Source organism: Gammaproteobacteria bacterium, assembly GCA_022450155.1.
In the GTDB taxonomy this organism is placed as follows: domain Bacteria; phylum Pseudomonadota; class Gammaproteobacteria; order Arenicellales; family UBA868; genus REDSEA-S09-B13.
Window position 1 is genome coordinate 41709 of record JAKUQR010000004.1, and the last position, 16091, is coordinate 57799.

At 54.2% G+C, this 16091-nt stretch carries 13 protein-coding genes and 1 riboswitch; of the genes, 3 read left to right on the top strand and 10 right to left on the bottom strand.

Going from position 1 to position 16091, the window contains the following annotated elements; translation table 11 throughout:
• Window positions 1-3 precede the first annotated feature (3 nt).
• The 3 genes from ahcY to ileS all read right to left on the bottom strand — a co-directional run bounded on the left by ahcY (window position 4) and on the right by ileS (window position 6308).
• Window positions 4-1419: an adenosylhomocysteinase gene (gene ahcY, locus MK323_02910; protein MCH2481110.1), complete on the bottom strand. Its 1416-nt coding sequence runs from the start codon at window positions 1417-1419 to the stop codon at window positions 4-6.
• Window positions 1420-1432: 13 nt separating this feature from the next.
• Window positions 1433-1518: riboswitch (S-adenosyl-L-homocysteine riboswitch) on the bottom strand.
• Window positions 1519-1639: 121 nt separating this feature from the next.
• Window positions 1640-2809: a methionine adenosyltransferase gene (gene metK / locus MK323_02915; protein ID MCH2481111.1), complete on the bottom strand. Its 1170-nt coding sequence runs from the start codon at window positions 2807-2809 to the stop codon at window positions 1640-1642.
• Between the two features lie 241 nt (window positions 2810-3050).
• A complete protein-coding gene (gene ileS, locus MK323_02920; GenBank protein ID MCH2481112.1) occupies window positions 3051-6308 on the bottom strand; it encodes an isoleucine--tRNA ligase in 3258 nt (1085 codons plus the stop codon).
• Between the two features lie 407 nt (window positions 6309-6715).
• Here ileS and MK323_02925 point away from each other — a divergent pair, with 407 nt between their 5' ends.
• Complete coding sequence (locus MK323_02925; protein MCH2481113.1) at window positions 6716-7657, top strand: AEC family transporter; 942 nt, start codon at window positions 6716-6718, stop codon at window positions 7655-7657.
• Here the strand turns inward: MK323_02925 and MK323_02930 are convergent.
• Complete coding sequence (locus tag MK323_02930) at window positions 7637-8635, bottom strand: histone deacetylase (protein MCH2481114.1); 999 nt, start codon at window positions 8633-8635, stop codon at window positions 7637-7639. The two genes, MK323_02925 and MK323_02930, sit on opposite strands and share 21 nt — an antisense overlap.
• A 33-nt stretch (window positions 8636-8668) precedes the next feature.
• Here MK323_02930 and MK323_02935 point away from each other — a divergent pair, with 33 nt between their 5' ends.
• Together MK323_02935 and MK323_02940 are read left to right on the top strand one after the other, a co-directional pair.
• The gene (locus MK323_02935) at window positions 8669-8818 is read left to right on the top strand and encodes a hypothetical protein (protein ID MCH2481115.1); all 150 of its coding nucleotides are present in this window, start codon (window positions 8669-8671) and stop codon (window positions 8816-8818) included.
• Window positions 8805-9593: an endonuclease/exonuclease/phosphatase family protein gene (locus tag MK323_02940; protein ID MCH2481116.1), complete on the top strand. Its 789-nt coding sequence runs from the start codon at window positions 8805-8807 to the stop codon at window positions 9591-9593. The genes MK323_02935 and MK323_02940 overlap by 14 nt, the downstream gene beginning before the upstream one ends.
• Here the strand turns inward: MK323_02940 and MK323_02945 are convergent.
• The 6 genes from MK323_02945 to MK323_02970 form a co-directional block, all read right to left on the bottom strand.
• Complete coding sequence (locus MK323_02945; GenBank protein MCH2481117.1) at window positions 9590-10351, bottom strand: hypothetical protein; 762 nt, start codon at window positions 10349-10351, stop codon at window positions 9590-9592. The genes MK323_02940 and MK323_02945 overlap by 4 nt on opposite strands.
• A 44-nt stretch (window positions 10352-10395) precedes the next feature.
• Window positions 10396-12603 carry a glycosyltransferase gene (locus MK323_02950; protein ID MCH2481118.1) on the bottom strand — a complete coding sequence of 736 codons (2208 nt, stop codon included), beginning with the start codon at window positions 12601-12603 and terminating at the stop codon, window positions 10396-10398.
• A gap of 106 nt (window positions 12604-12709) precedes the next feature.
• Window positions 12710-13708 (bottom strand): UDP-glucose 4-epimerase GalE, encoded by a 999-nt coding sequence (gene galE / locus MK323_02955; GenBank protein MCH2481119.1) that lies wholly within the window; start codon window positions 13706-13708, stop codon window positions 12710-12712.
• 65 nt (window positions 13709-13773) lie between these two features.
• Entirely contained in the window at window positions 13774-14805 is a 1032-nt protein-coding gene (gene waaF / locus MK323_02960; protein MCH2481120.1) for a lipopolysaccharide heptosyltransferase II, read from the bottom strand.
• 43 nt (window positions 14806-14848) lie between these two features.
• Window positions 14849-15055, bottom strand: coding sequence for a zinc-finger domain-containing protein (locus tag MK323_02965; GenBank protein ID MCH2481121.1), 207 nt, complete (start codon window positions 15053-15055; stop codon window positions 14849-14851).
• 38 nt (window positions 15056-15093) lie between these two features.
• Window positions 15094-16014, bottom strand: coding sequence for a branched-chain amino acid transaminase (locus MK323_02970; GenBank protein ID MCH2481122.1), 921 nt, complete (start codon window positions 16012-16014; stop codon window positions 15094-15096).
• Window positions 16015-16091: the final 77 nt, after the last annotated feature.

Below are 16091 nucleotides of genomic sequence, written 5' to 3' on the forward strand. Positions count from 1 at the left end.
GGCTTAATAGCGATAGTAGTCTGGTTTATAGGGGCCGTCTTTGTCGACGTTGATATAAGCGGCTTGTTGGTCATTGAGCTGCGTAAGTTTTACACCGATCTTTTCCAGATGAAGCCGCGCGACCATTTCGTCTAGTTTCTTGGGTAAAACGTATACTTTGTTGTCGTACTGATCTGGGTTGTTCCACAATTCGATCTGCGCCAGAGTCTGGTTAGTAAAGGAATTGGACATTACAAAACTGGGATGACCGGTGGCACAGCCCAGATTGACCAGTCGCCCTTCGGCCAGCAATATGATCCGCTTGCCGTCAGGAAAAATGATGTGGTCGACCTGAGGTTTGATGTTCTCCCAGGTGTACTGTTTCAGCGACGCGCAGTCAATTTCGTTGTCGAAGTGGCCGATGTTGCAGACGATCGCCTGATTCTTCATCTGCAACAGGTGGTCGTGCTTGATCACCTGGTAATTACCGGTGGCTGTCACGAATATATCCACCTCTGAGACCACGTCATCCAGAGTGACCACACGATAGCCCTCCATTGCGGCTTGAAGTGCACAGATCGGATCGATCTCGGTAATCCAGACGGTAGCGCCAAGACCCCGCAGCGATTGCGCCGAGCCTTTTCCCACATCGCCATAACCCATGACCAAGGCAATTTTCCCGGCCACCATGACATCGGTCGCCCGCTTAATTCCGTCGACCAGGGACTCACGACAGCCATAGAGGTTATCGAATTTTGACTTTGTCACCGAATCATTGACGTTGATGGCCGGAAACGGCAGTTCGCCGGAACTTTCCATGTGGTATAGACGATGTACGCCGGTGGTGGTTTCTTCCGTTACGCCACGGATGTTCTGAAGGATCTTCGAGTACCAGCCGGGTTGCTGGTTCAGGCGCTCTCGAATTGACGAGAACAGCACCGCTTCCTCCTCACTCCCAGGGTTGTCCAGCACGCTGGGATCCTGTTCGGCTTTACTCCCCAGCGTGACCAGCATAGTCGCGTCGCCCCCATCATCTAGAATCATATTTGGCGTTCCACCGTCACTCCACTCCATAATGCGATGGCTATAGGCCCAGTATTCACTCAAGGATTCTCCCTTGAAAGCAAATACGGGTGTGCCCGCTGCAGCGATGGCGGCGGCGGCGTGGTCCTGAGTTGAGAAAATGTTGCACGATGCCCAGCGGACCTCGGCACCCAGCGCTTCAAGGGTTTCGATCAGAACCGCGGTTTGAATGGTCATATGCAGACTGCCGGCAACACGAGCGCCTTGGAGTGGAAATTGGCCCGCATACTTTTCCCGCATCGCCATCAGCCCGGGCATTTCGGTTTCGGCAATGGATATTTCTTTCCGACCCCAGTCTGCCAGCGACAAGTCGGCGACCTGGAAATCAGAAAATTCTGGTTTAACAGCAGCACTCATGGTTACGCTCCAGTCTTAGAAAACGCCGTTAAATCGAAAATGACGACTGGGAATCCGAGCCTGGCGGGCCAGTGCCCGTTGCAGCGCTTCTCGGCAGCGTCATAGGACTACTAACAAATTGTGTATGGAATTGGTGTCAGATTATATCCATTCGGTGTGATGAACAAGTGTACGAAGGCCTCCAACGGTACCGCAAAGGCCCCAGTCAGCCCGAGCTGGACTACAGCCCGGCTGCGTCCCGCAGCGCGGCAGCCTTGTCAGTTCGTTCCCAGGGGAATCCGTCCACCTCGCTGCGGCCAAAATGTCCGTAAGCCGCCGTGTTTTTGTATATCGGGCGCAGTAGGTCCAGCATCTGGATGATAGCTTTGGGTCGCAGGTCGAAATGTTCCCGTACGAGGCGTTCAATCTCCTCTTCAGGTATTTTGGAGGTGCCCGCGGTATTGACGAGTAAGGAGACCGGTTGGGCGACCCCAATGGCATACGCCACCTGTACCTCGCATTGGTCGGCAAGGCCCGCGGCCACAATGTTTTTGGCCACGTAGCGGATAGCGTAGGCTGCCGATCGATCGACTTTGGAGGGGTCTTTGCCGGAAAACGCACCACCACCGTGATGAGCGGACCCACCGTACGTATCGACTATGATCTTTCGGCCAGTCAATCCGCAGTCTCCATGCGGGCCGCCAACCACGAATCGGCCAGTCGGATTCACCAGATACCGTGTGTCGGCTGTGATCATATTTTCCGGCAGGATGGGCTTGATAATTTCTTCAATCACAGCGTCACTGAGCGTTTGATGATCGACGTCATCGAGATGTTGGGTGGATAGAACCACGGTTTCGACGCTGACCGGGTCGCCGTCTTCGTAACGTACGGATACCTGGCTTTTGGCATCCGGACACAGCCATGGCAAAGTGCCGGCCCGGCGCACGTCAGCTTGCTGTTTAACCAGTCGGTGAGCATAAGTGATCGGAAAGGGCATCAAAACGTCGGTCTCGTTACAGGCAAAGCCGAACATCAGCCCCTGATCACCTGCACCCTGTTCAAGGTCTACGCCCTCACCCTCGTTGACACCCTGTGCGATATCTGGTGACTGTTTGTCCAACGCAACAACTACGGAGCAACTATTGTAATCGTAGCCCATATCAGATGAGCAGTATCCGATCTGTTTAATCGTGTCGCGTACTACGTCGATGGTATCGATCTGGGCGGTGGTCGTGATTTCGCCGGACACCATAGCGAGTCCGGTGTTGACCAGCGTTTCGCATCCCACGCGCGAGTTCGGATCTTGTTCAAGCACGGCATCGAGAATGGCATCAGAAATCTGATCAGCCATTTTGTCGGGATGGCCTTCGGAAACTGATTCAGAGGTGAAAAGAAAACGACGCGACATTGGGCCTCCTTTGGGCGTTATGAGCGTAAGGCAATTCTGGGTAGGAATTTTATCAGACACCCAACCCCGACAATGGTTATTTTAATCACGCTGCGCAAACCCAAAAACTGATCACAGCCTGTTGGTGCAGCGAATAGTTTAATAACAAAAGATGGTAGTGTTTGGCGTGGGCTTTTGCCCATTCATGTCGACCTGTTGATGTAGTGTGTCGCCCATCGAAGTGAGATGGGATTGGTCAGCATCAGTGTTTGCTCAGTTCGATATGCCAGTTGTGCACTTCAAGCGAACCGTCGACTGAATAATCTGGGTTGTGCCCAGAGTCAGTCCAGGATTCAGCCAGCGTCTCGGCCATGATCCAGTCGCGGTAGGACAGCAAGATACGGTCGATATCGGCTGAACCGGAGACATGCAGCCGAATGCGATCCGAGACTTCAAGACCCGCATTCTTGCGTGCTTCCTGAACACTGCGGACGATCTCGCGGGCCAACCCTTCATCGATCAACTCTGGCGTCAGCTTTGTATCCAGGCCGACGAGGAATCCTTCTGACTCGGCACTTGAATAGCCTGCGGCCGAGGTGGTTTCAAGCAACAGGTCATCGGGCTCAAATTCAATCTCCTGACCCGCGACGTCGAGGGTCACCGATTCGCCCCGAGCATGAGCAGACGCAACAGCTGCAGCGTCGGCCTTGGACAATGCTTCGCGGATAGCGGGGATGAGGCGGCCGTGGCGTTTGCCAATTCGCGGCAGGTTGGGCTTCAACCGGTAGGAGATAAGCTCAGCATCTCGGGCAATAAACTCGAGGGACTTGACATTGAGTTCTTCCAGAACCTGTGTTTGCTGGTGTTTTATGGCGGCAGCGTGGCTGTCGGTGGGAACGCGGACCAGCAGTCTGGCCAATGGCTGGCGTACTCGGATTCGACTACTTTCCCGGGCTGCCCGGCCAAGTCCGACCACTTTCTGGACAACATCGACCGAGGCGATCAGGTCGTCATCTTTCCACGCTGGATCAGGCTTTGGCCAATCGGTCATGTGGACACTGAGTGGGGCTGCCGTGTCCACAGTCCGTTCAAGGTTCTGGTAGACCGACTCAGTCAGGAAAGGCATGAACGGCGCCATCAATCGATTAATTGTCTTGAGGCACAGATAAAGTGTCAGGTAGGCTGAATCCTTATCTTCACCGGCTTCGCTTTTCCAGAAGCGCCTGCGATTGCGCCGCACGTACCAGTTGCTCAACTGACCGACAAAACTCTCAATTGCTTCTCCGCTCGCCCGAGCATCGTATTGATCCAGCGCCGCGGTGACGGTTTCAGTGGTGCGGTGGAGCAGTGCCAGGACCCAACGGTCGATTTCCGGTCGCTTTGAAACATCTAATGTTTGGGAGTAATCAATATTGTCCAGGCTCGCATAAAGCGTGAAAAATGCGTAGGTGTTCCAGAGTGTATTGATGAAGGAGCTTGCGACTTCAGCAATAATATTGATGGAGATCCGCTTCTGAACTTCCGGAGCAAGACGGGCCAGGAAATACCAGCGTAGTGGGTCTGCGCCTATGTGGTCAAATACATCGTAGGGGTTGACGATGTTACCCAACGACTTGGACATTTTTTTGCCGTCTTTATCGACAATGTGACTCAGACAGACACAGTTGCGGTAGGCGACACTGTCAGAGACCAGTGTTGCAATGGCGTGCAGGCTGTAGAACCAGCCGCGTGTCTGGTCAATCGCTTCGCAGATGTATTCAGCTGGAAAATGTCGGTCAAAGATCTCCTGATTTTCGAACGGGTAGTGCCATTGGGCATAAGACATTGCCCCTGAGTCAAACCAGCAGTCAATCACTTCCGGAACACGGCGATACTCCTGACCCGTCTCAGGATGGTTGAATACGATATCGTCAACGGCGGGTCGGTGGAGATCAACTTCGTCCAAAGACCGACCGCACAGCGCTTCGAGTTCCGCAATCGAGCCGATGCACACAAAATCCCCTTCTCCGTCGGTCCACAGTGGTAGAGGCGTACCCCAGAACCGTTCGCGTGAGAGCGCCCAGTCGACATTGTGTTCGAGCCAGTTGCCAAATCGCCCGTCGCGAATGGTATGTGGCACCCAGTTGATGGTCTGGTTCAGTGACACCATCCGTTCCCGAACAGCAGTCGTCTGGATGTACCAGGCGTTTTTGGCGTAATAGATCAGCGGGTCACCCGTCCGCCAGCCGAATGGATAGTTGTGCAGATATTTTTCCTGGCGGAACAACAGGCCTTGTGTTTCGAGCAGGTCGATAATGACGGGATCGGCATCTTTGAAAAACAAGCCCGCTACCGGTGTCACCTCGGATTTGAAATAGCCATCGAGCCCGACGCCGTGGACGACCGGCAGATCATTGCGTTGTCCCAGCTCGAGGTCGTCGACCCCGTAGGCGGGTGCAACGTGCACAATCCCGGTACCATTGTCTGTGCTGACAAAGTCTGCCGCATGTACCCGACAGATGTCGCCGTCGGCTGCCAAGTGGTCAAACAGGCGTTGGTAGCGAAGTCCAACCAGATCCCGGCCCTTGACGGTTTTGATGACTTTGTGATCGGCTTCTCGCATGGTGCTTTGAAGTTGTGCCGCGGCAAGGATCAGAACCTCATCACCGTATTGGATGTAGACATAGTCGATGTCCGCACCCACAGCCAGGGCGAGATTGGATGGCAGGGTCCAGGGAGTGGTCGTCCAGACGAGAAAGGCGGTGTTGTCGGTCTCGGTCAGTCTAAAACGGACGGTGACTGACGGATCTTCGACCTCGCGATAACCCTGCGCCACTTCGTGTGAAGATAGGGTTGCACCAATTCGGGGGTCGTAGGGGACAACTTTGTAGTCCTGATAGATCAGACCTTTGTCCCAGATGATTTTCAGCAGCTGCCAGACCGATTCAATGTACTGGTTATCCAGGGTGTAGTAGGCCTGGTCAAGATCCACCCAGAAACCCATCCGCTCGGTCATTTTTTCCCAGTCGCCGATATAACGCATAACAGACTCTCGACAACGTCGGTTAAATTCTGCGACCCCGATCTGCGACTCGATTTTTTGTTTGTCGAAAATACCCAGTTCTTTCTCGATTTCGTGCTCTACTGGCAGGCCATGGGTGTCCCAACCGCCCTTCCGCGGAGCATGAAAACCGCGCATTGTCTTATAGCGTGGGTAAATATCCTTGAATGTACGGGCGAGTACGTGATGTATGCCGGGACGCCCGTTGGCTGTTGGCGGCCCTTCGTTGAAGGTAAACAGAGGGCGGCCTTCGGTATTGGCTAGGGTTTTTTCGAATACCTGATTTTCTCGCCAGAAATCGAGCACATCAGATTCCAGTGTCGGACCATCGTATCGGCTAGAAGCCCTCTGGAATACCATCTCATCGCTCTCCATGAGTGAGCCCCCGGGATGCCTTGATTTGCGGCCTCCGGGGCGACTCGAACCTGTGGGGTCAATCAGAATCGGCGCGCGGTACCACCCGGCTTCGTCACCGGTCAAAGCTCGGCGACCTCATGGACAGCGTGCTGTCCGCAACCCGGTTTCGGGGGTCAACCGACTGAGTCTAGTGAACGCCGTGGCGTTGTTCGGTCAGTGGCTCAGGGGTGATATTCACCGGGGTCCGGCCCGGGGATTTCAGCGCCCCCCGGTCTCTGCTGCGCGAGCACGATCGGTTACTCGTCCCCATCATCGCCTTGACTGTGGCATTTCTTCTAACAAATGCCCTACAGTGGAGCAAAATCTAACCGCGCGATCGGCAAATAGCAAACTGTAAACCAGCAAACCTATTTTGTTTAACTGCAATGGAGATTTAGCTGAGGCTAGGCCTGGAACGACTTGCCGATGCCCAGGCACCGGCAGCACTATGATGTGTGTCGCGTTGCGGTTGGTTGACAGGAGATCCGACTATGGCTGATGTGGTCATTGCTATCGTTGCCCCCATCTTTGGCGTCGTGATCTGTGGCTATATCGCAGGTCGTGTCCGGTTGCTGGACAAGGCGGCCATCCGTGGCATTTCGATCTATGTATTCAACCTCGCAATTCCACTGCTGTTGTTCTACGCCATGGCCAAGATTGATCTGCCCGAAGTTTTGCCCTGGAGTTATCTGCTGGGCTACTACGGATGCGCGCTGGGCTTTTTCGCTCTGGCATTTACCTTATCTGGCCGGGTCTTCGGCTATCGTCCTAGGGAGGCCGGTATATTTGCGTTTGGCAGCAGTTACGGCAGTTTCATCCCGCTGGGCATCCCTCTGGTGCTGACTATCTTCGGTGAGCGAGCGACCCTGCCATTGTTTACGTTGGTGGCGACCCAGGCGCTGGTGATGTTTCCCGTGATGACGCTGGTTCAGGTCTCGGGTGCTGCCCACAGAGACCAGGATTCGCGTCTGTGGTCGTTTACCCGGGGTGTTATTGCCAATCAGTACCTTGCCGGGATTGCACTGGGCACGTTGGTCAACCTGATGGACGTGCCTTTACCTGAGGTGCTGGTGGGTGTACTTGAGCTTTTCGCTCAATCAGCAACCCCGTGTGCGTTGTTTGCATTGGGTGCTGCACTGAGCCAGTACCGCGTTGCGGGCTCCTTGGGCGCATCGGTTGCAATCTGCGTGATGAAGACAATGGTTTTTCCAGCAGGCGTCTGGCTGGTTCTGCGCTTTGTGCTGGAGTTAGACCCGCTGTGGCTGTCGGTCGCCGTGGTGCTGGCGGCCCTGCCGGTAGGCATTAACACTTATCTGTTTGCGGAACGCTACACGACAGGGGTGCCTTTGGCTGCTGCGTCGACTGTTGTCAGCACAGCCGTGTCGATGATTACGATCTCGCTGGTTCTTCTGTTACTTGGGCTCTCCGGATGAGCGCCCGTCGGGTCGCGAAATGCCGGCCAGGGACTGAAGATGACCGCTGACACTGGCGGCCAGTGCATCCAGTGCATAGCCCCCTTCAAGCACAGAAATAAGTCGTCCATTGGCATGCTGGTCGGCGGTTTCCAGCATCCGCTCGGTCATCCACGCGTAGAACGCGGTAGACAGGTTGATACTGCCGAGAGGATCCGCCTGGTGGGCGTCAAATCCCGCTGAAATCAGGATCACGTCGGGGCTATAGCTGTTGACAGCCGGCAGGATCTTTTCTCGGAAGGCTTGTTCGTAGTGGCTGTCGTCGCTGCCCGCGGGCATTGGACAGTTCAGTGTGGTACCGGACCCGTCGCCGATTCCGGTTTCGGAATAAGCGCCAGTTCCAGGATAGTGTGGGTATTGGTGCAGGCTGATATAGAAAATACTGGGATCGCTTTCGAAGCTGTGCTGCGTCCCGTTCCCATGATGGACGTCCCAGTCCAGAATAACGATCTTCTCCAGCCCGTATTCTTGCTGCAGATAACGGGCGGCGATCGCAATGTTGTTGAACAGGCAGAAGCCAAGTGCGACGTCTCGCTCGGCGTGATGGCCAGGAGGTCGGACCAGAGCAAAGCCGTTATTTGCTTTACCTTGGATCACGGCATCGGCCAGGGCAAGTACGCCGCCGGCGGCCAGCAGCGCGATCTCGAATGAGGCTTGGCTCACCGCGACGTCGGGGCTGTCCAGATACGCCCGTCCCTGGCTACACGCCTGTCGAGCCCGCTCGATCAGCGTACGATCATGGATGCTGCGTAGCCAGCGCTCGTCACAGGTCTGTGATTCGACGGGCAGCAGCTGGCTGAACCATTGTTGTGCGCGCAGGTGGTCCAGCGTGTGGGTCAGGCGGGCGGCGCGCTCCGGATGTCCAGGCCCGGTTTCATGTTCGGCAAACCTCGGGTCGGTCAGAAAAGCGGTTTTCATAGGGTGTTTATCCGAATTCAAGAACCTCGCTACAATGATGGTCCCTGATCAAGCATGCCTCGTCAATGCGGCACGATTGAACTGACCGGATTTGCAGACTTGATGTTATCGACAAGACCCCATTGTTTTGACGCAACACTGGTCGATGACGATGGACCAGACGTGATAGATACTCAAACCGAGTGGTCGGATGCCGCTGCTTGATGTCGTGGTTTCGGCAGTGGCAGCAGTTGGCGGTTATCTGCTGCTGTTTAAGTACTGGCCGTTGGGTCCCGCCGCAGGCTCAGGAGTTAAGCACATGACCTGGGTGGATCCGCCGACCGGCGACAGCTTTACCATCGGCACCTACAATATTCACCGGTCCCGGGGGACTGACGGCCGACGCGACCTTAATCGTATTGCCGAGGTTATTAAAGACTGTGACATTGTTGGATTGCAGGAAGTCGAAGGATCAACCTGGCGCGGACTGAACAACCAGGCCTACTTGTTGTCAGAAAAGCTCGCTTGCGCGGTTCATTTCGCGCCCACCCGGCGGCGATGTCTGGTGGCGAATCGAGGCAATGCCCTGCTTACGCGTATTCCCGTCGAACGCTGGCATCGTGAACCCTTATTGCCGACGCACGGCAAGCGTTATCGCAACCTGACACGATACGAGATCGGTGTGAACGGCAAGACGGTGCATGTCATTAACACGCACCTATCTCATCCGGATCGTCAACGCCATCCGTTTGAACGGGTATTGGATGTTTTTGAACAATACGATCACGCGATTCTGCTCGGTGACTTTAACGTTGAAGCGGGTCACGAGTGCCTTGACCGACTGCGAACGCTTGCAGCGCAGGACGCAGCTAGCCAGGCCGGAGGGCCACCCGGGCGCATTGACTGGTTGCTTGTTCGCGGGTTGAAGATTATTGATGCGTGGTACACCCCGGCCGGACCATCAGACCATCCGTTCTACGCGGTGCGCGTTTCCTTCTAAGACGGGTGGTCGGTCAGGAAACCTTGGGCCGACAGCAATTGCCGGGCGGTCGCCAGTAAAACCGGGTTGTCTTGCCAGTTTCGAAGAAAGCGGTTGATGTCTTTTCTGGCGGCCTGTTGATAAGTTGATTCACTCTTATGCTGCCGCATGACGTCGAGATCGATCAGTACCGGCCCACGGCTCGACAGCAAAATGTTGCTGGCTTTAAGGTCACCATGTGAGATCCGCTCACGCCTCAGCTTGCACAGGATCTCGACTATCTCGCCCAAGGTTCTTTCGATCTCGGCAGGGGGAACATCACCTTTGAAATGGTCTAGACAGCTGATTCCATCCACAAATTCAGATACAAACCAGGATCTACCCTTTAAACCAACCTGGATTTCCTGGATCCAGGCAACGGCCGGTGCCACAGAAATATCCAGGCTCCGCAAGGTTCGGGTGAAGTGCCAGCAGTTCTCAGCTCGTGAGCTGCGAACGGTGCGGCGGAGACGATGCCAGGCATTCTTGGTGTTGTAACGCTTGATTACAAATGTGTGACTATCTCGGAAGATTAGTCCAACCGTAGTTGTGTTGTCGTTTTTTACGATGTGACATTCTGGATCGGACAGTGCTAGATCTGGGTTCTTGAGAGTGTGGCGTATCAGCGGTGAATCATCGCGTAAATAATGGTGTATATGTAGATGACCTGAGGAAAGTTGATTCGCCATATCGGAGAGCAGCGTGAGGTTGTCCGTCGGGATCTGCGATTGTGTTTCCATCTGTAAATCGCGCATCCCAGACCGTGTCGCGCCCCTTGGTAAGGTCAGTGCTGGATCCTGGCCGGTGTCAGAGGGGTGTTAGCAACATTGCCTGTCTTTCTCGTCCGACGCGGTTCAGAACGATACAGGTTCTGGGCGCGTGATCGCACTTTGCGCCAAAAGCGGTTGTTGTTTTGCAACGCCTCGAGTACCTGTCGGTTGCTGATATTTTCGTAAGTAGACATGAATCTTATAAGGTCGCGTTTGGTTAGGCCGAGACCCATACTGGAGTAGTGCAGTCCGGACACGTCTCTCATCTTCCAGCGGGAGGGAGTTACGCTCTGTGGTGGTTGGGGTCGCTGCAGTTTTAGCGCCCCTTGTACGATCGCCTTGATCCAGGCGCTTTTCGTTGGTTTATGAATCTGCATTCGGTGTAGGTCGATAAGGAAAAGACTGCAATTTTCGGGAGTTGGTTCATGCGACTCTTTGGTCCGCTGCAGCAGGAAATGACTGAGGTAGAAGTCCCGATGGTTGGCACCGCTGTTGTGCAGAATTCGAGCTGTTTGTGCTAGTTGTTCGATTAACCAGCGTTTAAAGCAAATTTTGTCGGGTAGCTTGTTGGCATTACGCCCCCAAAATTTTTTATCTTTGAACAGATCTTCAAGACTTATAGCTCTTGGAATCTCATCTGTCACGATCAGCGATTGGCGTTTAGCAGGATTGTTTAATATCTTCCCAAAGCGGCGTTCCCGGGTGCCATAACCCGCGATGTTGAGGGTATTCAGTCCAATATTCTGGAGCAGTGTCAGGCGACGAAGGTGGTGGACACCTTTCCATTCATTTTCCGCACCGAGTACGGGCAACCGGAGGGAGGTCAGGTTTTTCCCAATTTCTTTCCAACCCACACCATCATGGATTTTCAAGTAGTAACGTTGACCGTTGTGACTGAAGGAAACAGTTCGGCGACCCTCATCAGCTAGCTTGTCTCGAGCCTCTACGACGTTATGGCGACCACCAATTGCGTTCTTCCCGATATCCAAGAGCTCATCAAAATTCAATTGGCCAAGATCTTCGCGCAAGTAGATGTTATGTATATTTTGGGTGTCAGGTATGCAGTTTATCGGGGAGATTTTTCTACGTTCGTAAGTCTCAATTGCGTCAACGGCTCTAGCTGGCATTTTGTAAAGGACCGGATTCTTGCCGTAGCGTTGGCCATTTTCAGACCATCGGTCGTGATAAGGTGAGGTTAGCATGCTCTCCAACTGGGAATTCAGCGCTTCCTGGTCGAACGGTGAGTCCAACACGATACCTGCCTCGGCGGCTTTTATATGGTCCGCATAACCGCACACATCCGTTGCTAAGACGGGGAGTCCTGCAGATATAGCTTCAAGCAGAACCGTACCTGTATTTTCGTTATGTGCCGGGTGCACCATCAGATCACCGACGGCAAGCAGTTTGGGGATGTCTTCTCGTGATCGCCCACCTAGGAAAAGGACTTGCTTAGATACCGACAGCCTATCGGCCTGTTTTCGGTATTGTTTTTCATCATCATCGTCACCAACAACAATCAGACTAGTGCGTTCTTGGATATCTATTGGCAGACTGGCTAGAGCAGTGATGCCCCGATCAAGCCCTTTAGTTCTGAAGCCAGAACCAATAAACATCAGCAATAGATCGTTGATAGGCAGGTCGAGTTCTACGCGGAGCTTTTCTCTTTGGTGAACGCGATCTGTAATTGGTGAAAAACTTGCGTCCAGTGTCGGAGGAAGCAAGTGGAATCGCTCATTGGGAGTGAAATAATACTCTTGGTACTCGCTTTTTTGTCGCTCTGACAGCGAAAGAATGAGTGTTTGGCTTTTCACGCCGAATACAGCTTCTTCAAATGAATACCGACCCTTGTAGCGTCGCGTCAGTTTGTAGATGGCGGGGTACTGAGTACCTTTATCCCCGACGTAGCAGCTGTCTGCTCCATAGTAAAGATCAAGACCGGGCATTTTGTTGAAGCCGACGACTACATCAAAGGCCTGTTTCTTGAGCTCTACCTGTAGTTTGTTATGGAACTGCTCATTTTGGGCATGATTTGAGAATTTCAACGATATCTTCGGAGACTCTAGAACTGTAAACTGGGCCCCCTCCGGACGCTCTCCCTGCCACTCCGACACAAAAACGTGTGCACTGTGTCCTCGGTTCAGGCACTCCTCCAGAATACGGCCAAAGTCGAGTGATAGACCGCTGTAGGGCGAATACTTAAACAGACAGAATGCGATTTTCATGAGGAGAACGGCCCCTTATTCGATAGGCCATTGTGGATAGTTTAACCGTCTTTACTGCCGATTTTCGGGATCAGAATTAATGCAAGTAGATAGCCGGCTATTGCAGCTAACGGCACTCCCAGTTGTAGGCCGTGCGGCAGATTATCGCCAGGTCATCGTATTGCGGTGTCCACTTCAAGACCTCCCGAATCGCACGGTTATCGGCCACTAATTGGGCAGGATCCCCCGCCCGACGGTCCGCCTCTACGATGGCTAAGTGCTTGCCGCTGACCTGCTCGATGGTATCAAGGACCTGACGGACACTGAAACCCCGACCATAACCACAATTCAGAACCTGTGATTCGCCCCCTGACTGCAGGTGATCGAGCGCGCACAGATGGGCTGCTGCGAGATCTTCGACATGAATGTAATCCCGGATACAGGTGCCATCGGGTGTAGCGTAATCGTGGCCGAATATCGATATCGACGGGCGCTGCCCGGTTGCGGTTTCACAGGCGACCTTGATTAAGTGGGTTGCCTCCGGAGTCGCCTGACCCAGAGTGCCGTCAAGACTGGCACCGGCAACATTGAAGTAGCGAAGTGCAACGTACTTGAGACCCGTATCGCCTTGCCCACCGCCGAGCGCCATATCACGCAGCGTCCATTCGGTAATCAGCTTGGTCCGGCCGTAGGGGTTGACCGGTATCGTGGGATGGTGTTCTGCAACCGGGACTTGTTCGGGGTCTCCGTAAACAGCGGCACTGGAAGAAAAAATAAAGTACCCTACTCCTGATTCACAACATGCACGGATCAGGTTCAACGATGCGACCACGTTGTTGCGATAGTACTTTGCTGGTTCAGCGACGGATTCGGGTACAACGATATGCCCGGCAAAGTGGATGACCGCATCGATCCGCTGCTGGCGTAGGAGTGACGACATGGCGGTCTTATCGCTGACATCAAGCTGGTGAAAGTCAGCCGTTGGTGGCACTGCCCAACGATGGCCACTGTACAGGTTGTCGACAACGGTCACCTGATGTCCGGCTGCCAGCAATTGCCGGACGGTGTGCGAGCCAATATATCCCGCACCACCGGTAACCAGGATTTTTAGGGGTGATGTCGGCAAATCTAGGCCTCAGGCGGTTGCAACAACGGGCATTATATCTATGCCTGCGACCCTTTCTGGTTTGATCATTCCCGTATCTGATTGAGTTCGGTCAATGCGCTGACGACGCGTTCAGGTAACAGGTCTTCAAGACATCGAGTATGTCCCAGTGGACAGGATCGCTGAAAACAAAGACAGTCGGGTTCCAGTGACACGCTTCGAGCCATACGGCTCAGGGGTGGTGTGAATTCAGGGGTGGACGCACCGTAAACGACTACCAGCGGTCTACCGACAGCGGCTGCAATATGCATCAGTCCAGAATCGTTGCTGACGACCTGGGTTACTGCGCTCAGCAGGTCAACAACTTGGCCAAGACTGGTCCGCCCGGTGAGGTCGACACAGCGCCCATTGACGGTGTCATTGACAGCCTGGGCAAAAGGCGCGTCCCGGGTAGCGCCCAGTAGCCAGACCTGCCAGCCTTCGTCCAATTTGAGAGACGCAAGTTCGGCAAAATGCCTGGCTGGCCAGCGTTTTGCCGGGCCGTACTCTGCACCGGGACACAGCGCCAGGACCGGGGTATCGGCGACTGGGACGGCGAGTTTCGCCAGGATGTCGGGCACAGATTCAGGCCTAGATGCTAACCGGGGTCTCGGGGTGTTTTCGATAAGCGGGGCATCCGCCGACAGCCCAAGTTGCACGAAGCGCTGTACCTGCAGGGGCTGGTTCTCCTGGTTGAGTGTGCGCAAGTCATTGAGCAATCCGTAACGGGGTTCTTTCCGGTAGCCAGTCCGGTGCGAGATACCCGCAATAAACGGTACCAGCGCCGATTTGATCGAGCCCGGCAGGACAATGGCCTGATCAAATTTGTGGTGTCGCAGTTGCCGGCCGAGGCGGATACGGTCAGTGAGTTGCAGGTGATTGTGTACAAAAGGCGTCGCAATGGCGTCATCGACTTCCGGCATGCGGCTCAACAAGGGTAAAGTTGTTTCTGGGGCGGCGACCGTTATCCGGCACTGGGGCCGGATCTGTTTTAATTTAATGAAAAGACTCTGCGCCATGATCATGTCACCGACCCAGGCCGGACCCACCACCAGAATATTAGAGGCGATTGTGGTCATGGCGGTACCAGATCAGGTGGACCCACCTCCCGAGGTTGGCCTGTCAGGGGCTGTCTTTAAGAATGAATCGCGTACCGCAATAAGGACATAGGGCATCGCCACCCTGCTCGATCGGTAGATAAACACGCGGGTGTTGGCTCCATAGCGTCGTGTCTTCACGGGGGCAGAAAAGGGGCAGTTCGCTATGTGTGATCTCCCTGGTTTGGACTGGCGTAGGCTGATCGGGTGTTACCGTCTCGGTCGGGTCGATCGGGAACTTTGTTGGAATTGGCATCTCGGCAGTGTTTGTTATATTGGGGTCAGCCAGTCACGATGCGCTTGGTGGCGACCCAGGACACAGTCAAAAAACAATGACTGGATTTTTTCAGTGATCGGACCGCGCTTACCCGAACCGATGGTGCGGTTATCGAGTTCCCGGACAGGTGTGACCTCAGCGGCTGTACCGGTGAAAAATACCTCATCTGCGATATAGACCTCATCACGGGTGATCCGTTTTTCCACCAACTCGATACCGAGTTCTTTGATCAACGTAATTACTGTATCGCGGGTAATACCTTCCAGTGCGGAGGTCAGATCAGGCGTGTAGATCTTGTTATCGCGCACAATGAAGATGTTTTCGCCAGTGCCTTCCATGACATACCCCTCAGCATCAAGCATCAGTGCTTCGTCTGCACCGGCCGAGACGGCTTCCTGCAGGGCCAGAATCGAGTTGATGTAGTTACCACAAGCTTTGGCTTTGCACATGGTGATGTTGACATGATGCCGCGTCAAGGACGAAGTGCGGACCTTGATGCCGTTTTTCAATCCGTCATCACCGAGATAAGCACCCCACTCCCAGGTCGCTATCGCCACATGTGTTGTGAGCATGTCGGCACGAATTCCCATGCCCTCGGATCCATAAAAAGCCAGTGGTCTGATATAGGAAGCTTCAAGGCCGCTGGCCCGGACCACCTGTTTTTGGGCGTCATTCAGTGTGTCGGCATCATAGGGCATATTCATACCGAGAATGTGTGCTGATCGAAAAAACCGATTCGTGTGGTCGTGCAGACGAAAAATGGCTGTCCCCTGTTCGCTCTGATAGGCCCGCACGCCTTCAAACACACCCAGTCCATAATGCAGTGAATGGGTGAGCACATGAACTTTGGCCTCTCGCCACGGCACCATCTCGCCGTCCATCCAGATAGTGCCGTCGCGGTCTGAAAATGACATCAGAATTTCCCCAGTGTGTTGTGTTCTTTGTATCTGAACATCGAGCGCCCCTGTTTAGAGCACAAATACGCCCCTGT